Here is a 19,249-nt window from a genome sequence, read left to right on the forward strand (position 1 = left end):
TGCCATGACGGATTACATCATCGCGATCGACCAGGGAACCACGAGCACCCGGGCGATCGTCTTCGACCACTCCGGCTCGATCGTGAGCCAGGGCCAGCTCGAACACGAGCAGATCTTCCCGAAGGCGGGCTGGGTCGAGCACAACCCCAAGGAGATCTGGGACAACACGCGCGAGGTCATCGGCCAGGCGCTCTCGAAGGCCAACATCACCCGCCACAACGTCAAGGCCGTCGGCATCACGAACCAGCGTGAGACGACGGTGGTGTGGGACAAGAACACCGGCGAGCCCGTCTACAACGCCATCGTGTGGCAGGACACCCGCACCCAGGAGATCGTCGACCGCTTCGCCGCCGACGGAGGCGTCGAGCGGTTCAAAGACATCGTGGGGCTGCCGCTGTCGACCTACTTCGCCGGCACGAAGATCGTCTGGATCCTCGAGAACGTCGAAGGCGCCCGCGAGAAGGCCGAGAACGGCGACCTGCTGTTCGGCACCACCGACAGCTGGGTCACCTGGAACCTCACCGGCGGCGTCGACGGCGGTGTGCACATCACGGATGTCACGAACGCCTCCCGCACGATGTTCATGGATCTCGAGACCCTCGAGTGGCGCGACGACATCCTCGAGGTGTTCAACGTGCCGAAGTCGATGCTGCCCGAGATCAAGTCGTCGTCGGCCGTCTACGGCACTGTGCACACCTCGTCGCTGCTGCGCGAAGTGCCCGTGGCCGGCATCCTGGGCGACCAGCAGGCCGCCACGTTCGGTCAGGCCGCGTTCGACGCCGGCGAGGCCAAGAACACCTACGGCACCGGCAACTTCTTGATTTTCAACACCGGCACCGAGATCGTGAAGTCGAAGAACGGTCTGCTGACGACCCTCGGCTACAAACTCGGCGACGACGCACCCCACTACGCGCTCGAGGGGTCGATCGCCGTGACCGGGTCGCTCATCCAGTGGCTGCGCGACAACCTGGGACTCATCAAGTCGGCTCCCGAGGTGGAAGACCTCGCCAAGACGGTCGACGACAACGGCGGGGCGTATTTCGTGCCGGCGTTCTCGGGTCTGTTCGCGCCCTACTGGCGATCGGATGCCCGCGGTGCGCTCGTGGGCCTGACCCGGTATGTCAACAAGGGCCACATCGCGCGCGCCGCGCTCGAGGCCACCGCGTTCCAGACGAAAGAGGTGCTCGACGCCGTCAACGCCGACTCGGGCGTGCCGCTCACCGAGCTGAAGGTCGACGGCGGCATGATCGGCAACAACCTGCTCATGCAGTTCCAGGCCGACATCCTCGACGTGCCCGTGGTGCGGCCGGTGGTCGCCGAGACGACGGCGCTCGGTGCGGCGTATGCCGCGGGACTCGCGGTGGGCTTCTGGGCCAACCTCGACGAACTGCGGGCCAACTGGCAGGAGGATTCGCGCTGGACTCCCGAGATGGATGACGCCGAACGCGACCGCCTCTACCGCAACTGGAAGAAGGCCGTCACGAAGACCTTCGACTGGGTGGACACGGATGTGAGCTAACCGCCGCTGCGTTAGCTGCCGCGAGGCGGTTGAGTAGCTGCCGGGTCGTCGAAACGGCCCGGCAGCTTTTTGTGCCCGGGGTCACGCCTGGGTGGCGGCGATCCAGGCGTCGAGTTTGGTGGTGGCGGCTCCGGAGTCGATGGCGTCGGCGGCGATCGTCATCTTCTCGGCGAGGCGCTCGACGATGCCGCGGTCGAGCTCGGTAGGGTCCTGCATCAGCGAGAACGACACCAGCCCTGCGGCGGCGTTCAGCACCACCATGTCGCGCACCGGTCCGGTCTCGCCGCCGAGCACCCGGCGCACGATGTCGGCGTTGTGGGCGGCATCCCCGCCCTTCAGCTCGTCGACGCGAGCGGTGCGGATGCCGAGATCGCGCGGGTTGAGGTCGTGCTCCTTCACCGAACCGCGCGACACCTCCCAGATGTGCGAGTGGCCGGTGGTGGTGAGCTCGTCGAGGCCGTCGTCGCCGCGGAAGACCAGCGCGGTGGCGCCGCGGGTCTGGAACACGCCGACGATCAGCGGCACCCGGTCGAGGTGGGCGACGCCGACGGCCGAGGCCTCGGGGCGGGCCGGGTTGCACAGCGGCCCGAGGAAGTTGAACACGGTCGGCACGCCGAGCTCGGCACGCACCGGGCCGGCGTTCTTGAAGCCGGGGTGGAACTTCGCGGCGAAGGCGAACGAGATGCCGGTGCCGGCGAACACCTCGGCCACGCGCTCCGGTTCGAGTTCGAGGTCGATGCCGAGCGCGCGCAGCACGTCGGACGAGCCCGAGAGCGAGCTCGCGGCCTTGTTGCCGTGCTTGATCACGGGCACGCCGCTCGCCGCGGCCACGATCGACGCCATCGTCGACACGTTCACCGTGCCGAACGTGTCGCCGCCCGTGCCCACGATGTCGAGGGCGACCGGGTCGATCGCCAGGGGCAGCGCGTGATCGAGGATGGCGTCGCGGAACCCGACGATCTCGTCGACCGTCTCGCCCTTCGCCCGCAGCGCCACGAGGAATCCGGCCAGCTGAGCCGGCGTGACGTCACCCTGCATCACCTGGTCCATCGACCAGGTGGCCTCGGAGATGGACAGATCCGTCCTCGCCAGAAGTCGAGTGATTATTCCGGCCCAGGAGTGCGTTTCAGCCATACCAGCGATCCTATGGGTCGATCCTTTCGCCGGACACGCCGATGGAGCCGCGCATAGCCGCCCAAATGCAAAACCACCTGACGATTTCGGACATAATGGATGTGTGACGAGCAGCTCATTGACCCATTCTCAGAGTGCCCCCATGGTCCAGCGCCCCAACATCGTGGCGGTGGGAACCATCGTGTGGCTCGGCAGCGAGGTCATGTTCTTCGCGGGCCTGTTCGCGATCTACTTCACCCTCCGGTCGACCAACCCCGAGGCATGGGGCGACCAGGCCAACACGCTCAACGTTCCGTTCGCTCTCGTCAACACGATCATCCTGGTGATCTCGTCGTTCTGGTGCCAGTTCGCCGTCTTCGCCGCTGAGCGCGGGCAGGTCAAGCGCACGAGCTGGAAGCCCGTCGACTGGGGCATCACGGAGTGGCTCTTCCTGACATATGCCTTCGGCGCAATCTTCGTCAGCGGCCAGGTGCTCGAATACGCGACGCTCGTCTCCGAGGGCATCACGATCGACGGCAACGCCTACGGTTCGGCCTTCTACCTCACCACCGGTTTCCACGCCCTGCACGTCACCGGCGGCCTCATCGCGATGCTGCTCATGCTGGGGCGCGTCTTCGCGGTCAAGAACTTCGGTCACAAGGAGGCGACGTCGATCATCGTCGTCTCCTACTACTGGCACTTCGTCGACGTGGTCTGGATCGGCCTGTTCCTCGTCATCTACGTGCTGAAGTAGCGCCGCCGACATGGTCAATCGAAGTCGTCCCGAGCAGAGAGTAGAGAGAATGGCCCGCAAGAGCAGGAAAGCCAACAGACGCCACCCGCTGGCAACTGTCGTGCTGATTGCTATCGGCCTGGTCGTCACGGGCGGCGGTTACGCGCTTCTCAGCAGCACCACCACCGCAACAGCCGACACCAATGCCAGCAGCCAGGAGACGATCGACGAGGGCAAGAAGCTCTTCGCCGCGAACTGCGCCACCTGCCACGGCATGAGTCTCGAAGGCACCGACGACGGGCCGAGCCTCATCGGCGTCGGCGCCGCGGCCGTCAACTTCCAGGTCGGCACCGGTCGCATGCCGATGGCGATGCAGGGCCCGCAGGCCATGCAGAAGCCGCCGCAGTTCACCGACGAGCAGACCGCGGCCATGGCCGCCTACGTGGCATCCATCTCCCCCGGCCCGGCCATTCCCGACGAGAAATACCTCCAGGCCGACGGCGACGCCACGAACGGCGGTGAGCTCTTCCGCATCAACTGCGCCATGTGCCACAACGTCGCCGGCGCCGGCGGTGCGCTCACCGAGGGCAAGTTCGCTCCCGAGCTCAAGGGCGTGCTGCCGACCCACATCTTCGAAGCGATGCTCACCGGCCCGCAGAACATGCCCGTCTTCAACGACGACAACCTCACGCCCGAAGACAAGCGCGACATCATCACCTACCTCAAGTACATCGAGAACAACCCGTCTCCCGGTGGATTCGAGCTGGGGTCGCTCGGCCCGGTGGCAGAAGGCCTCTTCGTCTGGATCTTCGGTCTCGGTGCGGTCATCGCCCTGATGGTCTGGCTCACGGCGAAATCCAACTAGGCCGCGCCGGCAGACGTGAACAACTCGCACAGCACACACAGCACGCTCGAAAGGGAAAACAATGGCACATGACGAGGTGAGCGGAACAGATACCTCCGCTTCCGATTCGTCGGCCGTCGAGACGACTCGAGGCGCATCGACCGGCACTGTGGTCATTGCGTCCGACGTCGCCAACCCTGGCGAGCCCCCGCACCGCCAGCGCGTCACCGACACCGACCCCCGTGCCGCGAAGCGCGCGGCCCGGTCGGTGTACACGCTCTTCTACCTGTCGATCGCCGGCAGCGTCTTCGCGGTCGCGGCCTACATGGCCTTCCCGATCGAAGACGGCGACCCGACCGCCCTGCGCCTGAACAACCTGTTCCTCGGCATCGGCATCGCGCTGTCGCTCTTCGGCATCGGCCTCGGCGCCGTACACTGGGGCAAGGCCCTCATGCACGACAAAGAGGGCATCGACGAGCGTCACCCGGTCAGGGGAACGGATGCCACGGTCGCACGTGCCGTCGAGATCTTCGACGAGGCCGACCGCGAGTCGGGCTTCGGGCGCCGCACGCTCATCCGCAACAGCTTGATCGGCGCCCTCGTGGCGTTCCCGCTGCCGGGGCTCGTGCTCTTCCGCGGTTTCGGCCCGCAAGACCAGAACCCGCCCGAGCTGCTGAGCCACACGATGTGGAAGAAGGGCGCGCGTCTCACGCTCGACCCGTCGGGCATTCCCGTGAAGGCATCCGATGTCACCATCGGATCGGTGTTCCACATCATTCCCGAGGGGCTCAACGAGCGGCACGACAAGCTCGAGCAGAAGGCCAAGGCCGCCGTGCTGCTCATGCGCCTCAACCCCGACGACCTCAACATCAGCCCCGAGCGCGAGGGCTGGTCGTACGACGGGATCGTCGCCTACTCCAAGATCTGCACGCACGTCGGGTGCCCGGTGGCGCTCTACGAGCACCAGACGCACCACCTGCTGTGCCCGTGCCACCAGTCGACCTTCGACGTGGTGAACGAGTGCGAGGTCATCTTCGGGCCGGCCAAGCGCGCCCTGCCCCAGTTGCCCATCGAGGTCGACTCCGACGGCTACCTCGTCGCCCAGAGCGACTTCCACGAGCCCGTCGGCCCTAGTTTCTGGGAGCGTTCATGACCAGCACGATCGAAAGAGCCGACGCTCATCCTGAAGCGCCGGTGCCGGTGCGCAAGTCCGGTGGCTTCACAGCCGCAGCCGCGAACTACATTGAAGACCGCACCAGCATCTCGGGCGTAGTCAAGGAGTTCGGCCGCAAGATCTTCCCCGACCACTGGTCGTTCATGCTCGGCGAGGTGGCGCTCTACAGCTTCATCGTCATCATCCTCACCGGCTCGTTCCTGACCTTCTTCTTCCAGGCCTCGATGGTCGAGACGGTCTACGACGGCTCGTTCGTGCCGCTCAAGGGCGTCGAGATGTCGTCGGCCATGGAATCCACGCTGCACATCTCGTTCGACCTGCGCGGCGGCCTGCTGATCCGTCAGATCCACCACTGGGCTGCGCTGCTGTTCATCGCCGCGATCGGCCTGCACATGCTGCGCGTGTTCTTCACGGGCGCGTTCCGCAAGCCGCGTGAGCTGAACTGGGTCATCGGCTTCCTGCTGTTCGTGCTGGCGATGGCCGAGGGCTTCACCGGCTACTCGCTTCCCGACGACCTGCTGTCGGGCAACGGTCTGCGCATCATCGACGGTCTGATCAAGGGCCTTCCGTTCGTCGGCACCTGGATCTCGTTCCTGCTGTTCGGCGGCGAGTTCCCCGGCACCGACATCGTCGGCCGGTTCTACACGTTGCACATCCTGCTGCTGCCGGCTCTCGTGGTGGCGTTCATCGCGCTGCACCTGGTGTTCGTGGTCGTGCACAAGCACACCCAGTTCGCCGGCGCCGGCCGCACCGAGAAGAACGTGATCGGCTACCCGATCCTCCCCGTCTACGCGGCCAAGGCCGGTGGCTTCTTCTTCCTGGTGTTCGGTGTCATCGCTCTGATGGCGGCGTTCTTCACCATCAACCCGATCTGGAACTACGGGCCCTACGACCCCTCGCCGGTGTCGGCCGGAACGCAGCCCGACTGGTACATCGGCTTCGCCGACGGTGCTCTGCGCCTGATTCCGCCGGGCTGGGAGTTCGTCTGGCTCGACCACACCTGGTCGTTCAACATCATCGTGCCCGTCGTGGCGCTGCTGGCGCTGCTCGGAGCGGTCGCGGTCTACCCCTTCGTCGAAGGATGGGTCACGGGCGACAAGCGCGAGCACCACATCCTCGACCGGCCGCGCAACGCGCCGACCCGCACCGCGATCGGTGCCGCCGGTGTCACGTTCTACGCGGCCCTGTGGGCGGCGGCGAGCTCGGACATCATGGCGACGCACTTCCAGTTGTCGATCGAGGGCGTCATCCACGTCGTGCAGGCATGGGCCGTGCTTGGTCCGTTCCTGGCCTACTTCATCACGAAGCGCGTCTGCATCGGCCTGATGAAGAAAGACCACGAGATCCTCCTGCACGGCTACGAGTCCGGTCGCATCGTGCGCCTGCCCGGTGGCGAGTACATCGAGGTTCACGAGCCCGTCGACGAGTACGAGCGCTGGAAGCTGCTCGACTACGAGGTCTACCAGCCGATCATGCTGCGCCCCAACGCCGAGGGCAAGATCACGGCCGGCATGCGCCTGCGTGCCCGCATGTCGAACTGGTTCTTCGAAGACCGCATCGCTCCCCCCACCCGCGAGCAGCTCGAGGCCGGCCACGGCCACGAGACCCACGGCGAGATCGAGAAGGGCCCGGGCCTGGTCTAGCGCCCCGCTCCCCCGCCTCGAAGGGCCCGTCACACAATGTGTGGCGGGCCCTTCGTCGTGCGGTGGGCCGGTGTGGCCTGGGTAGGAATTGCTCATAACACCCGTGCCGTCAGGCGGCGCAGGCTGAGCTGAACCCTTGGCGCCGCACTTGTCGCGCCGGCCGCGGCGTCAGCTGTCGAGGATGCCTCCGGTCTGATCCACTGCCTGCCCGCCATCATCAAGGTCGGCGTACCGGTGAATCACGACATCACCGACTCAGAGGAGGGCATGGGCTACGAGACCAGCCTGACAGGTGGCACGCTGCCTGACGGCCTTGCGCTGCAGTCACGACCCAGCGTCAGCAAGGTGATTGTCGGCACACCGACGAAGGTCGGCCCCTTCACGATGACCTTCCACGTGGTGAAGGACGGCTCGACGGGGACGAAATCGTGCACGAGCGACGTTGTGCCGAGCGACTCGATCTTCGATCGCATCGGTGGCACCGACCGCTACGACGTCGCGGCGAACATCGCCCTCAAGATGCTCGTCGACTCGACAACCACCAAGGGTGGAATCGTCTACGTGGCGAACGGTGAGAACTTCGCTGACGCACTGAGTGCGTCGGCTGTGGCGGCTCAGCACGGGGCGCCGCTCCTGCTCACAACCGCCGGGCAGCTTCCTCCCCAGACCACACAGATGATGAGCATTCTCGCGCCGAAACAGATTGTGATCGTGGGCGGTGAGAACAGCGTCAGCGCAACGGTGGCCACAGACCTGCAGCGACGGAACACCGCGAGCGGAGTCACGCGGATCGGAGGGCCTGATCGGTTCGCGGTGTCGCGCAACCTGATCAGTGACCCGACCTTCGGGGCCGCGGCATCCACATCGCTGTATGTCGCCAGCGGGCTGAAGTTCCCTGACGCCCTCAGCGCCAGCCCCGCCGCCGCCAAGATCAAGACACCCGTGCTGCTCGTCAACGGACAGGCCGCCAGCCTCACCACCGACGAGAAGGCCCTGCTCACCGCCCGCGGCGTCACCACCCCGACCGTGTTCGGCGGCGAAGACACTCTCTCCGCCGGCGTCGCCGCCGACCTCAAGACAGTCACCGGCAGCGTGTCGCGCATCGAGGGCGACGATCGGTTCATCGTGTCCGCGAACATCACCGCCGCGAACTACACCGCACCCATCGACACGATCTACTTCGCCACCGGCGCCACCTACCCCGACGCTCTCGCCGGAGGAGTCCTCGCCGGCATCGGCAAAGCACCGATCCTGCTCGTGCAGAAAACCTGCGTCGCCCCCGAGGTCGCCGCCCAGGTACGCGCCCTCGCACCCAAACACATCGTGCTCCTCGGCGGCCCCAACAGCCTCAGCGCAACCCTCGAAAACCTGCCACTCTGCAACTGAGCAACTGAACTGACACCGCCAATGCGGCGGGGCCGAAACGAAGAAGGCCCGCACTCCGTGAGGAGGGCGGGCCTTCTTGCGAGCCGGTGAGCTGGTCAGCTGGTCACCGGTGCCTAACGGGCGAAGTAGCCGCGGTAGTACTCGTAGGTCCAGCCGACGACCGCCACGAGGGTGAGCGCGGCGGCGATGAAGCTGATCCAGATGCCGACCGCGAGGCCGAGCACGAGCAGGGCTCCACCACCCGCGAGGATGATGGGCCACCAGCTCCACGGGCTGTAGAAGCCCATCTCGGGGTCGCCGTCGTCGATGTTGGAGTCGAGGCGGTCTTCGGGCAGCTCAGCGCCCTGCGCCTTGTGCACGCGACCGAGGTAGAAGGCGAGGAACGCCGACAGGATGGCCGCCAGGCCGATCGCGACGGTGCCGACCCATTCGATCTGGCCTTCGTACCAGATCAGTGACCAGATCGTGTAGGCCACGTCGGCCAGGGCCATGAACCCGAACAGAATCCAGAAGAGGTTGGTGTTGGCTCTCATGGGTTGCTACTTCACCTTGCCTTCGGAGACGTCGTAGGTCGGGGCATCCGGTGCATCCTTCGCCGGACCGATGCCCACGGGCACGCCGGCCTCGGGGTGGTTGAGGTCGAAGGCCGGGGACTCCGAGCGGATGCGCGGGATCGAGGTGAAGTTGTGCCGCGGCGGCGGGCAGGATGTCGCCCACTCGAGCGAGCGGCCGTAGCCCCACGGGTCGTTCACCGTGACCTTCGGCGCCTTGCGGGCCGTGATGTAGACGTTGAGGAAGAACGGGATCATCGAGGCGGCGAGGATGAACGCACCGATGGTCGAGAGCTGGTTCATCCAGGTGAAGCCGTCTTCAGGCTGGTAGGTCGCATAACGACGAGGCATGCCGATGACGCCCAGCCAGTGCTGGATGAGGAACGTGGTGTGGAAGCCGATGAACAGCAGCCAGAAGTGCCAGTGGCCGAGCCGCTCGTTGAGCATCTTGCCGGTCCACTTCGGCCACCAGAAGTAGAAGCCCGAGAACATGGCGAACACGACGGTGCCGAAGACGACGTAGTGGAAGTGCGCCACCACGAAGTAGGTGTCGGAGACGTGGAAGTCGAGTGGCGGCGACGCCAGGATGACACCCGTCAGACCACCGAACGTGAACGTGATCAAGAAGCCGATGGCCCAGATCATGGGTGTCTCGAACGTGACCGAGCCCCGCCACATCGTGCCGATCCAGTTGAAGATCTTCACACCCGTCGGCACCGCGATGAGCATCGTCATCAAGGCGAAGAACGGCAGCAGCACCGAACCGGTGACGTACATGTGGTGCGCCCACACCGTGACCGACAGCGCAGCGATCGAGATCGTGGCGTAGATGAGGGTCTTGTAGCCGAAGATCGGCTTGCGGCTGAAGACAGGGAACACCTCGGAGACGATGCCGAAGAACGGCAGCGCGATGATGTAGACCTCCGGATGCCCGAAGAACCAGAACAGATGCTGCCAGAGCAGCACACCGCCGTTCGCCGCGTCGTAGACGTGGGCGCCGAAGACGCGGTCGGCGCCGAGGGCGAAGAGCGCGGCAGCCAGCACCGGGAAGGCCATCAGCACGAGGATCGAGGTGACCAGGATGTTCCAAGTGAAGATGGGCATGCGGAACATGGTCATGCCCGGGGCGCGCAGCGTGATGATCGTGGTGATGAAGTTCACGCCACCGAGGATGGTGCCGAAGCCCGAGAGCCCCAGCCCGAACACCCACATGTTGCCGCCGTCGCCGGGTGTGAACGTCGTCGACGACAGTGGCGCATAGGCGAACCAGCCGAACGAGGCCGCACCCTGCGGGGTGAGGAAGCCCGACACCGCGATGAGCGAACCGAACAGGAAGAGCCAGAAGGCGAACGCGTTCAGACGCGGGAACGCGACATCCGGGGCGCCGATCTGCAACGGCATGATGACGTTGGCGAAGCCGGCGAACAGCGGGGTCGCGAACATCAACAGCATGATCGTGCCGTGCATCGTGAAGAGCTGGTTGTACTGGTCTTTCGTCTGCAGGAGCTCGAGGCCGGGCTCGAACAGCTGGGCGCGGATGACGAGCGCCATCACACCGCCGAGGCAGAAGAACAGGAACGACGCGATCAGGTACATGTACCCGATGGTCTTGTGATCGGTGGAGGTGATCCACTTGATCAGGATGTTGCCCTTGCGGCCGACCGTTCGCGACGGGATGGGCGCCGGGGGCGGAGTGACGGGCGAGACGTCAACAGTGGCAGTCATGTCGGTCTCCTACTCTTCTTCCGCGGGGGTGCCGATGCCCGGGAGGTTCTGGTTGCGGTCGTATTCGTGGCCCAGCTGGCCTTCTTGACCGGCGTCTTTCAGCGACTGGATGTAGTCGTCGTATTCCTGCTGGGAGACGACCTTCACGGTGAAGAGCATGAGCGAGTGGTATTCACCGCACAGCTCGGCGCACTTGCCGCTGTAGGTGCCCTCGCGTTCGGGCGTGACGTACATGTAGTTCGTCTTGCCCGGGATCATGTCTTTCTTGTAGAGGAAGTCGATGACCCAGAACGAGTGGATGACGTCGCGCGACTCGAGCTGGATCTCGACCTTCGCGCCTACGGGCAGGTAGAGCACCGGGATCTCGGACTCGACCAGCGAGCCGTTCGCGTCGTCGGGGTTGTCTTGACCCTGGATGCCGGCCGAGTAGGCGTTCTCGTCGACGTAGTTGAAGTCCCACGCCCACTGCTTGCCGAACGCCTGGATGGTGACATCCGGGTTGTCGTACTTCGCTTCGATCTCGCTCTGGTCGCGAGCGGTGAAGGCGAAGAAGCCGAGCACGAGGATGAGCGGCACGACCGTGTAGAAGATCTCGATCGGCATGTTGTAGCGCAGCTGAACCGGCAGGCCGGTCTGGCCCTTGCGGCGGCGGTAGACCACGATCGCCCAGATGGTGAGGGCCCAGGTGATGATGCCGACGACGAGCAGCACGATCCAGGATGTCACCCAGAGGCCGATGACCTTGTCGACGTTGTTCGTGGTTCCGGGCTCCGTCGGGAGCCAGCCTTGAAGCTGCTCCTGCGTGCACCCCGCCAGGACAACGGACAGTAAGGCGGCGATCGGAATCGCAGCCCATCGGAGACGTCGGTTAGAGCGCACCACAGACCTTTCGGGAAGCTACACCACAGTGTATTTGACCTTTTCCTAGCCTACTGTGTCGATTTGTTCGCCGCCGCCACAGGCGCACCGGATGAAGCTGTGTTAGGGCACGAAAAAAGGGCCGTTCCCGAAGGAACGGCCCTTTCGATCAGGCGATCTGCCCGCGCACGCATCACGCGATCTGCGGGGCGGATCGACCGGGATCAGTGGAACGAATCGCCGCAGGCGCAGCTGCCCGACGCGTTGGGGTTGTCGATCGTGAAGCCCTGCTTCTGAATGGTGTCTTCGAAATCGATCGTGGCGCCCTCGAGGTAGGGAACGCTCATCTTGTCGACGATGACCTCGACGCCGTCGAAGTCGACCACGCCGTCGCCGTCGAGCATGCGCTCGTCGAAGTAGAGCTGGTAGATCAGGCCCGAGCAGCCACCGGGCTGCACGGCGACGCGCAGACGCAGGTCGTCGCGGCCCTCCTGGTCGAGCAGGCTGCGCACCTTGGCGCCGGCGGCCGGGGTGATGCCGACCTTGTGCGCCGGGGCGTCGACCGTGGTGGTGGCGACCGTGGCGTCGATCGGCTCAGCGGTCAGGGTTGATTCGCTCATGTGCACTCCATTTCGATCGGAAGTATGACGCAAGTGTAACTCCGACAACCGGGAACAGCGGTCAGCTATTCCGGTCGTTCATGCGCAGCAGCATCAGCGCCTCGGTGGCGATGGCTCGCTTGAACACGCCGAGGTGCAGCGACTCGTTGGGGCTGTGGGCGCGGGTGTGTGGGTCTTCGACACCCGTCACCAGGATCTGGGCCTCGGGGAACACCCGCACCAGGTCGGCGATGAACGGGATGGAGCCCCCGACGCCGGCCTCGACCGGCTCCCGGCCCCAGGCGTCGCGCATCGCGTCTTTCGCGGCCGCGACGGCCCAGCCCGTCGTGTCGACGAGGAACGGGCTGCCGGTGTCGACGTCGTCGATCTCGACGTGCGCACCGAAGGGAGTGTGCGAGCGCAGGTGGGCTTCGATCGCCTCATAGGCGTCGCCCGGCTCCTGGCCCGGCGCGACCCGCACGCTGACTCGCGCCGAGATGGTCGGCGACAGGGTGTTCGACGCGTTGGCGACCGACGGCGCGTCGATGCCGGTGACGGTGATCGACGGGCCCGCCCACAACCGGGCGAGGATGGGGCCGGTGCCGATCGGCTCGACGCCGTCGAGGAGCCCCGCCTCGTGCCGCAGCGTCTGCTCGGTGTAGTCGGGTGTCTCGATCGGGCGCGAGGTGAGCCCCTCGACCGCGACCGAGCCGTCGTCGTCGTGCAGGGTGGCGAGCAGTTTGACCATCGCGAGCATCGCATCCGGAACCGCTCCCCCGAACATGCCCGAGTGCGACGCGTACGCGAGGGTCGACACCGTCAGCCGGAAGGTGACGTTGCCGCGCAGGCTGATGGTGAGCGAGGGGGTGTCGACATCCCAGTTGTCGGAGTCGGCGACCACGATGACATCGGCGGCCAGCACGTCGCGGTGCTCGTCGAGGAAGGTTGCGAACGAGCGCGAGCCGAACTCCTCCTCACCTTCGATGAACACCACCAGGCCGAGGTCGAAGTCGGGGCCGGCGACGTCGGTGAGCGCCCGGATGGCCGCGAGGTGCGAGATGACACCCGCCTTGTCGTCGGCCGCCCCCCGGCCGTAGAGGCGGTCGCCCCGCACGGTCGGCTCGAACGGCAGCGACTCCCAGTCGCCGTCGTCGCCCGGCGGCTGCACGTCGTGGTGCGCGTAGAGCAGCACGGTGGGCCGGCCGTTCTTGGCGGGCCGGCGGGCCAGCACCGCGGGCTGGCCGAGCTCGCCCGACTCGGTGGCCGACCGCAGCACCTCGACCTCGTCGAACACGCCCGTGCCCCGGAACAGCGCCGCAACCGCCTCGGCGCTGGCCGCGACGTGCGCGGGATCGAACGCCGCCCAGGAGACCGACGGGATGCGCACCAGGTCGGTCAGGTCGGCGATGCTCGACGGCAGCGACAACTGCACTGACTCGGCCAGTGCCGCCTCGCGTTCGCTCTCGGCAGGGGTCGGCGCTGCCTGGCGAGCGGGATTCTGGGGCAACTGGGAGTCGGTGCTGTCTGTCATGCAGGTAATCTTAAGAGACGAACGAACGAGGACACCGTGGCAAAGAAAACCAGCACGACCGAGGCTCCGATCGCGACTCCTGTGGAGGAGCAGACGACCGGCAAGGGTCACGCGACCCCCACCCGCAAAGAGCGTGAGGCGGCCAACAAGCGCCCCCTGGTTCCCGGCGACCGCAAAGAGGCGAGCAAAGACGCCCGCCGCCGCAACCAGGAACTGCGCGACAAGGCCCGTATCGGCATGGCCAACGGCGACGAGAAATACCTGCCCGCGCGCGACAAGGGCCCCCAGCGCAAATACGTGCGCGACTACGTCGACGCCCGCTTCAACCTGGGCGAGTTCCTCATCCCGGTGATGTTCGTGGTCATCCTGCTGACGCTCGTGCCGGCTCCCGAGATCCAGGCCGGCGTCATGCTCGGCCTCTACGCCTTCGTCATCCTCGTCATCGGCGACAGCCTCTTCCTCGGCATGCGCCTGATGAAGAAGATGCGCGAGAAGTTCGGTGCCGACCGGGTCGAGAAGGTGCGCTGGTACGCCACCATGCGCGCGCTGCAGTTCCGCCGTCTGCGTCTGCCGAAGCCCCAGGTGAAGCGCGGCGAATACCCGAGGTAGAGCGGGTCAGGCCTCGGCCGAGCGCGTTCGGCGCAGTCGAGCCAGCCCGATGTTGATCTGCCGCGCCCAGAACGGGCCGCGGTAGAGGAACGCCGTATAGCCCTGCACGAGGGTCGCGCCCGCCGCCAGCCGCTGGTCGACGTCGTAGGCGGTGTCGACTCCGCCGACCGAGATGACGCAGAGCTCCGGCGGCACCGCACCGCGGATGAGTCTCAGCACGGCGAGCGAGCGCGCCGCCAGGGGTGCTCCGGAGAGACCACCCACGCCGGCCGCAGCGACGGTGGCGGCATCCGTCACCAGTCCCTCGCGCGAGATCGTGGTGTTGGTGGCGATGATGCCGTCGAGCCCGAGTTCCACCGTCAGCTGCGCGATGCGCAGCACCTCGTCGTCGGTGAGGTCGGGCGCGATCTTCACCAGCAGCGGCGTCGACCCGGCCTCGGCCTTGACCGCCGTGAGCAGGGGCGCGAGTCGCTCGAGCTCCTGCAGGCCGCGCAGGCCCGGGGTGTTGGGTGAGCTGACGTTGACCACGAGGTAGTCGGCCATGGGGGCGAGGGCGCGAGCGCTCTGCAGGTAGTCGTCGATGGCGTCGTCGACCTCGACCACGCGGCTCTTGCCGATGTTGACGCCGATGACGGGCCTCGGATGCCGCGCCGAGCGCACCCGGGCGAGGCGCAACGATGCCGCGGCCGCTCCCAGGTTGTTGAACCCCATGCGGTTGACCACGGCGCGATCGGGGACGAGGCGGAACAGGCGCGGACGCGGGTTGCCGGGCTGCGCCTTCGCCGTGATGGTGCCCACCTCGACGTGGCCGAACCCGAGCGCTCCGAACCCGCGGATGGCCTTGCCGTCTTTGTCGAAGCCGGCCGCGAGCCCGAACGGCGTCGGGAAGCGCAGGCCCAGCGTCTCGACCGAGAGATCGACCGGACTCTTCGTGAGACGGGCGACCACGCCGTCGAGGCCGAGTCGCGGGATGGCGCGGATGACGTCGAAGGCGAGATGGTGGGCGCGCTCCGGATCGATGCGCGACAGCACGTGCCGGAAGAAGAGGCCGTACATCCCGCTACTCGGGGGTGCTCGCCGAGCCGTCGGCGCGGGCCGCGGCCTGGTCGTGCTCCACTCTGAGCAGGGTGATCGCGGCCTCGAAGTCGTCGAGCGAGTCGAAGCCCTGGTAGACGCTCGCGAACCGCAGGTAGGCGACCTCGTCGAGTTCGCGCAGCGGCTGCAGGATGGCGAGACCGATGTCGTTGGCCTCGATCTGCGCGGCACCGGAGAGGCGCACCGTCTCCTCCACCCGCTGGGCGAGAACGGCGAGATCGCTGTCGGTGACCGGGCGGCCCTGGCATGCTTTGCGCACGCCGGAGACGATCTTCTCGCGGCTGAACGGCTCCACCACGCCCGAGCGCTTGATGACGTTGAGGCTCGCCGTCTCGGTGGTGCTGAAGCGCCGGCCGCAGTCGGGGCACTGGCGCCGGCGGCGGATGGCGAGACCGTCGTCGGTCGTGCGCGAGTCGACGACGCGGGAGTCGGGGTAGCGGCAATACGGGCAGAACATGGCTTCTCCAGCGTAGCGGTTCGGAGGGAGGGGACGGTCAGCCGCTCGGCAGTGCGGCGCCGTCGGGGAAGCCCTCGGCGCGGTAGGAGTCGTAGAGGGGGTGCCAGTCGGGAGCGCCGGGCGCGTTAGGGCCGTCACCCGGGCGGCCGGCGAGCAGGCGGTCGAGCATCGTCATGCAGGCGTCGGTTCCGGCGGCGTTGCGCGAGGCCTCGTTCTCGTGGCCGAGCACGTCGGTCATGGTGAAGCGGCAGCCGCCGGCGCCCCAGGGTTCGAGCAGCATGCGGATCTCGTTGTCGCCCCACGTGAACGCGAACTCTCGCGGCGGGTCGTAGGCGAGCACCTCGCCGCGGAGCTCTTCGCCGCCCGCCAGGTGCGGATCGCCCGAGAACACGATCACTCCCCCGACCTCCGGTTCGAAGACGTACGACGACGGGAACCAGGTCGGCACCTCGGCGGGGTCGGTCACCGCGCGCCAGACGCGTTCGACCGGATGCGCGTACTCCCGCACGAATCGCACCGCCGGGCGGCCTTCGAACCGCACGAAACGCCCTCGGTTCTCACTCATCGGCGCTCGTGTCGGCGTCGCCGACTGCGTCGAGGTGCCGCCCCAGAGCGTCGAGCGAGCCGTTCCACAGCACCCGGTAGGGCTCGAGCCACCGGTCGAGCTCGCTCATCGGCACCGGGTCGATCGAGTACAGCCGCCGCTGCGCGTCTTTTCGCACGCGCACGACCCGCAGCTCGCGAAGCACACGCAGGTGCTTGGATGCTGCGGGCTGGGCGACGCCGGATGCCGCGACGATGTCGCCCACCGCGAGCTCGCCCCGGCGCAGCGAGTCGAGGATGGCGCGGCGGCTCGGGTCGGCGATGGCGGACACGACCTCGGTGATCATGGCAGCCAAGTTACGCCTTCACGTAACTACGCGCAACCGACTGCAACACCAGCTGAGCAGTCGCCGGTCGGCGCGGGCAGCGCCCGTCTAACCGGACTCAGCGGGCGAAGCGCGCCGTCACGGCCTCGCCGTGCGCCGGCAGGTTCTCGGCGCTCGACAGCGCGACGATGCGGTCGGCGACCGCCTCGAGCGCCCCGCGGTCGTAGCGGATGACCTGCTGGGGCCGCAGGAAGGTGTAGGCGCCGAGGCCCGACGAGAATCGCGACTGCCCCCCGGTGGGCAGCACGTGGTTCGAGCCGGCCAGGTAGTCGCCGAGGCTGACGGGCGAGAACGCGCCGACGAAGATGGCGCCGGCGTTGTGCAGGCGTGCGAGCGCGGCATCCGGGTCGGCCGTCTGGATCTCGAGGTGCTCGGGGCCGTAGGCGTTGCTGAACGCGGCCGCGACCTCGATCGAGTCGACCAGCACGATGGCCGACTGCGGGCCGTCGAGGGCGATGGCGACCCGCTCGGCGTGCCGGGTGACGGATGCCGCGGTCTGCACCTCGGTGGCCACGGCGGCGGCCAGCTCGGCCGAGTCGGTGACGAGCACGGCGGCGGCCAGCTCGTCGTGCTCGGCCTGGCTCACCAGGTCGGCCGTGACGAACGCCGGGTCGGCGGAGGCGTCGGCGATGATGAGGATCTCGGTGGGGCCGGCTTCGGAGTCGATGCCGACCACGCCGCGCACGAGGCGTTTGGCGGCCGCGACGAACACGTTGCCGGGCCCGGTGATGACCTGCACCGGGTCGAGGCCGATCTCGTCGACGCCGTAGGCGAGGGCTCCGACGGCCCCCGCGCCGCCGATGGCGTAGACCTCGTCGACGCCGAGCAGACCGGCCGCGCCGAGGATGGTGGGGTGGATGCTGCCGCCGAACTCGCTCTGCGGCGGCGAGGCGATGGCGATCGACCCGACTCCGGCGAGCTGCGCCGGCACCACGTTCATCACGACGCTCGACGGGTAGACGGCCTTTCCACCGGGCACATAGAGGCCGACTCGCTCGACCGGCTGCCAGCGCTGCTGCACGAGCGCACCGTCGCCGAGCGTGGTGGTGCGGGGTTCGGGGATCTGCGCCGCGGTCGCCTGCCGCACGCGCACGATTGCCTCATCGAGCGCGGCACGCACACCGGGCTCGAGCGCCGCGACCGCCGCATCGATGTCGGCCTGCGGCACCCGCACGTGCTCGGGCACGACCTTGTCGAACCGCTCGGCCTGCCCGCGCAGGGCCACCAGCCCATCGGATCGCACCGCCTCGATCAGCGCGGCGGCCGCCTCGGAGGCGACCGAGACGTCGGTCTCGGCACGGGGCACGAGGGCGATGAGTTCGGCGCGGGAGGGTGTGCGGCCGCGGAGGTCGATGGTTCTGATCATGGCCCGTCAAGCCTAGCGAGCGCCGCCGTCATCGGCGATTCCCCGGGCCACCAGGCTGGTTGTCGCGGCGGCGATCGCGTCGGCGGCGGGGCGCGGGTGCCAGCCGAGAACGCGGCGGGCCTTCTCGTTCGACACCCTCTTGGCGTAGCCGAGGTCGGGAACCAGCCCGCGGAACCGCGCCGAGAACAGGGCGCCGACGCGCACCACCACGTTCGGGATCGACCGCGTGGGCACCTGTGCCGCGGCCGCCCCGGCGTGCTGACGCACGATCGCGCCGATCTGCTTCATCGCGAGGGCCGGGCCGCTCGCGAGCAGGAACCGCTCCCCCGCCGCGCCCGGAGTCGTCATGGCCAGGATGTGGGCGTCGGCGACATCCCGCACGTCGACGATCGGAATCCACAGGTCGGGGAACGCCGGCATGCCGCCGGACAGCATGCTCTGCACGATGTGGTTGGCGCCCGAGACCTCGCCACCCAGCACGGGGCCCATGACGGCGACGGGCAGCACGGTCGCGAGCTGCAGCGATCCGCCCTCGGCGGCCATGAACTGCCAGGCGGCTCGTTCGGCGAGGGTCTTGCTCTTGCCGTAGGCGTCGACGCCCGGGCCGTCGAGCGCCGTCCAGTCGGCTTCGGTGAACACGTGGTCGTCGTGCGGATGCCCCCACCCGACGGCATGGAACGCCGACGTGAGCACGACCCGGCGCACCCCGGCGTCGCGGGCGGCCCTGAGCACGCGCACGGCGCCGTCACGGGCGGGAACGATGAGGTCGTCTTCGTTCGCCACGACTCCGGGTTGAACGGGTGATGCCACGTGCAGCACGAAGTCGACGCCGTCGAGAGCCTCGGCCCAGCCCGCGTCGGAGGTGAGGTCGGCGGCCGCGAAGCTGAGGGCATCCGGTGTCGTGAGACCGGCCTGGGCGAGAACGGCGCGCACCGCGGGCTCTCGATCGAGCGACCGCACGGTGGTACGCACGAGGTAGCCCTGTGCGACGAGGTGCAGGATGCAGTGGCCGGCGATGAAGCCGGAACCGCCGGTGACGAGAACACGTTGCTGATTCATGCCCTCAGCCTGCGCGCGCCGTGAATCCGCAACCAGAGGTGCGGATGTCGTAGGACTG

The 19,249-nt window shown here is 67.4% G+C and carries 19 protein-coding genes; 7 read left to right on the forward strand and 12 right to left on the reverse strand.

The features are described 5' to 3' along the window. The first annotated feature begins 4 nt into the window (after positions 1 to 4). Positions 5 to 1,519 carry a glycerol kinase GlpK gene (glpK, locus tag N1032_RS06630; RefSeq protein ID WP_259538230.1) on the forward strand — a complete coding sequence of 505 codons (1,515 nt, stop codon included), beginning with the start codon at positions 5 to 7 and terminating at the stop codon, positions 1,517 to 1,519. 81 nt (positions 1,520 to 1,600) lie between these two features. On the opposite strand, the gene trpD is transcribed toward glpK, so the two are convergent. Then, positions 1,601 to 2,653, reverse strand: coding sequence for an anthranilate phosphoribosyltransferase (gene trpD, locus N1032_RS06635; RefSeq protein ID WP_259538231.1), 1,053 nt, complete (start codon positions 2,651 to 2,653; stop codon positions 1,601 to 1,603). 142 nt (positions 2,654 to 2,795) lie between these two features. Between trpD and ctaE the strand changes: the two genes are divergently transcribed. The 5 genes from ctaE (at position 2,796) to N1032_RS06660 (ending at position 8,412) form a co-directional block, all read left to right on the forward strand. Next, positions 2,796 to 3,386, forward strand: coding sequence for an aa3-type cytochrome oxidase subunit III (gene ctaE, locus N1032_RS06640; RefSeq protein WP_259538232.1), 591 nt, complete (start codon positions 2,796 to 2,798; stop codon positions 3,384 to 3,386). 49 nt (positions 3,387 to 3,435) lie between these two features. Beyond that, positions 3,436 to 4,230: a cytochrome bc1 complex diheme cytochrome c subunit gene (qcrC, locus tag N1032_RS06645; RefSeq protein WP_259538234.1), complete on the forward strand. Its 795-nt coding sequence runs from the start codon at positions 3,436 to 3,438 to the stop codon at positions 4,228 to 4,230. A gap of 61 nt (positions 4,231 to 4,291) precedes the next feature. Next, positions 4,292 to 5,362: a cytochrome bc1 complex Rieske iron-sulfur subunit gene (gene qcrA, locus N1032_RS06650; protein WP_259538235.1), complete on the forward strand. Its 1,071-nt coding sequence runs from the start codon at positions 4,292 to 4,294 to the stop codon at positions 5,360 to 5,362. Next, positions 5,359 to 7,026, forward strand: a complete 1,668-nt coding sequence (gene qcrB / locus N1032_RS06655) for a cytochrome bc1 complex cytochrome b subunit (protein WP_259538236.1) — start codon at positions 5,359 to 5,361, stop codon at positions 7,024 to 7,026. The genes qcrA and qcrB overlap by 4 nt, the downstream gene beginning before the upstream one ends. Positions 7,027 to 7,260: 234 nt before the next feature. Then, positions 7,261 to 8,412 carry a cell wall-binding repeat-containing protein gene (locus N1032_RS06660; protein ID WP_259538237.1) on the forward strand — a complete coding sequence of 384 codons (1,152 nt, stop codon included), beginning with the start codon at positions 7,261 to 7,263 and terminating at the stop codon, positions 8,410 to 8,412. A 113-nt stretch (positions 8,413 to 8,525) separates the two neighbouring features. Here the strand turns inward: N1032_RS06660 and ctaF are convergent, their stop codons facing one another. The 5 genes from ctaF to N1032_RS06685 form a co-directional block, all read right to left on the reverse strand. Then, a complete protein-coding gene (ctaF, locus tag N1032_RS06665; RefSeq protein WP_259538239.1) occupies positions 8,526 to 8,945 on the reverse strand; it encodes a cytochrome c oxidase subunit 4 in 420 nt (139 codons plus the stop codon). A 6-nt stretch (positions 8,946 to 8,951) separates the two neighbouring features. Further along, positions 8,952 to 10,688, reverse strand: a complete 1,737-nt coding sequence (gene ctaD, locus N1032_RS06670) for an aa3-type cytochrome oxidase subunit I (protein WP_259538240.1) — start codon at positions 10,686 to 10,688, stop codon at positions 8,952 to 8,954. 9 nt (positions 10,689 to 10,697) lie between these two features. After that, complete coding sequence (gene ctaC / locus N1032_RS06675; protein ID WP_259538241.1) at positions 10,698 to 11,567, reverse strand: aa3-type cytochrome oxidase subunit II; 870 nt, start codon at positions 11,565 to 11,567, stop codon at positions 10,698 to 10,700. Positions 11,568 to 11,770: 203 nt separating this feature from the next. After that, a complete protein-coding gene (locus N1032_RS06680) occupies positions 11,771 to 12,166 on the reverse strand; it encodes a HesB/IscA family protein (protein ID WP_259538242.1) in 396 nt (131 codons plus the stop codon). A 61-nt stretch (positions 12,167 to 12,227) separates the two neighbouring features. Then, positions 12,228 to 13,676 (reverse strand): dipeptidase, encoded by a 1,449-nt coding sequence (locus tag N1032_RS06685; RefSeq protein WP_259538243.1) that lies wholly within the window; start codon positions 13,674 to 13,676, stop codon positions 12,228 to 12,230. 36 nt (positions 13,677 to 13,712) lie between these two features. On the opposite strand from N1032_RS06685, the gene N1032_RS06690 reads away from it, so the two are divergent. Beyond that, positions 13,713 to 14,285, forward strand: a complete 573-nt coding sequence (locus tag N1032_RS06690) for a DUF3043 domain-containing protein (RefSeq protein ID WP_259538244.1) — start codon at positions 13,713 to 13,715, stop codon at positions 14,283 to 14,285. A gap of 6 nt (positions 14,286 to 14,291) precedes the next feature. Here the strand turns inward: N1032_RS06690 and N1032_RS06695 are convergent, their stop codons facing one another. From N1032_RS06695 to N1032_RS06720, 6 genes are all read right to left on the reverse strand, one after another. Then, positions 14,292 to 15,341, reverse strand: coding sequence for a quinone-dependent dihydroorotate dehydrogenase (locus tag N1032_RS06695; protein ID WP_259538245.1), 1,050 nt, complete (start codon positions 15,339 to 15,341; stop codon positions 14,292 to 14,294). A gap of 4 nt (positions 15,342 to 15,345) precedes the next feature. Next, positions 15,346 to 15,837: a transcriptional regulator NrdR gene (gene nrdR, locus N1032_RS06700; protein WP_259538246.1), complete on the reverse strand. Its 492-nt coding sequence runs from the start codon at positions 15,835 to 15,837 to the stop codon at positions 15,346 to 15,348. 37 nt (positions 15,838 to 15,874) lie between these two features. Then, a complete protein-coding gene (locus N1032_RS06705) occupies positions 15,875 to 16,402 on the reverse strand; it encodes an SRPBCC family protein (protein WP_259538248.1) in 528 nt (175 codons plus the stop codon). Continuing rightward, positions 16,395 to 16,727 (reverse strand): ArsR/SmtB family transcription factor, encoded by a 333-nt coding sequence (locus N1032_RS06710; RefSeq protein ID WP_259538664.1) that lies wholly within the window; start codon positions 16,725 to 16,727, stop codon positions 16,395 to 16,397. Before N1032_RS06710 ends, N1032_RS06705 begins: the two co-directional genes overlap by 8 nt. A gap of 97 nt (positions 16,728 to 16,824) precedes the next feature. After that, entirely contained in the window at positions 16,825 to 18,132 is a 1,308-nt protein-coding gene (gene hisD / locus N1032_RS06715) for a histidinol dehydrogenase (RefSeq protein ID WP_259538249.1), read from the reverse strand. A 12-nt stretch (positions 18,133 to 18,144) separates the two neighbouring features. Then, positions 18,145 to 19,191, reverse strand: a complete 1,047-nt coding sequence (locus tag N1032_RS06720) for an SDR family oxidoreductase (protein WP_259538250.1) — start codon at positions 19,189 to 19,191, stop codon at positions 18,145 to 18,147. Positions 19,192 to 19,249 lie beyond the last annotated feature (58 nt).

Source organism: Herbiconiux daphne (genome assembly GCF_024979295.1).
Taxonomy (GTDB): domain Bacteria; phylum Actinomycetota; class Actinomycetes; order Actinomycetales; family Microbacteriaceae; genus Herbiconiux; species Herbiconiux daphnes.

Coding starts and splice junctions, on each gene's coding strand:
- glpK (WP_259538230.1), top strand. CDS start 5: ATGACGGATTACATCATCGCGATCGACCAGGGAACCACGAGCACCCGG.
- ctaE (WP_259538232.1), top strand. CDS start 2,796: ATGGTCCAGCGCCCCAACATCGTGGCGGTGGGAACCATCGTGTGGCTC.
- N1032_RS06695 (WP_259538245.1), bottom strand. CDS start 15,341: ATGTACGGCCTCTTCTTCCGGCACGTGCTGTCGCGCATCGATCCGGAG.
- N1032_RS06710 (WP_259538664.1), bottom strand. CDS start 16,727: ATGATCACCGAGGTCGTGTCCGCCATCGCCGACCCGAGCCGCCGCGCC.
- nrdR (WP_259538246.1), bottom strand. CDS start 15,837: ATGTTCTGCCCGTATTGCCGCTACCCCGACTCCCGCGTCGTCGACTCG.
- qcrA (WP_259538235.1), top strand. CDS start 4,292: ATGGCACATGACGAGGTGAGCGGAACAGATACCTCCGCTTCCGATTCG.
- trpD (WP_259538231.1), bottom strand. CDS start 2,653: ATGGCTGAAACGCACTCCTGGGCCGGAATAATCACTCGACTTCTGGCG.
- ctaD (WP_259538240.1), bottom strand. CDS start 10,688: ATGACTGCCACTGTTGACGTCTCGCCCGTCACTCCGCCCCCGGCGCCC.
- N1032_RS06680 (WP_259538242.1), bottom strand. CDS start 12,166: ATGAGCGAATCAACCCTGACCGCTGAGCCGATCGACGCCACGGTCGCC.
- hisD (WP_259538249.1), bottom strand. CDS start 18,132: ATGATCAGAACCATCGACCTCCGCGGCCGCACACCCTCCCGCGCCGAA.
- N1032_RS06705 (WP_259538248.1), bottom strand. CDS start 16,402: ATGAGTGAGAACCGAGGGCGTTTCGTGCGGTTCGAAGGCCGCCCGGCG.
- qcrB (WP_259538236.1), top strand. CDS start 5,359: ATGACCAGCACGATCGAAAGAGCCGACGCTCATCCTGAAGCGCCGGTG.
- N1032_RS06720 (WP_259538250.1), bottom strand. CDS start 19,191: ATGAATCAGCAACGTGTTCTCGTCACCGGCGGTTCCGGCTTCATCGCC.
- qcrC (WP_259538234.1), top strand. CDS start 3,436: ATGGCCCGCAAGAGCAGGAAAGCCAACAGACGCCACCCGCTGGCAACT.
- ctaF (WP_259538239.1), bottom strand. CDS start 8,945: ATGAGAGCCAACACCAACCTCTTCTGGATTCTGTTCGGGTTCATGGCC.
- N1032_RS06685 (WP_259538243.1), bottom strand. CDS start 13,676: ATGACAGACAGCACCGACTCCCAGTTGCCCCAGAATCCCGCTCGCCAG.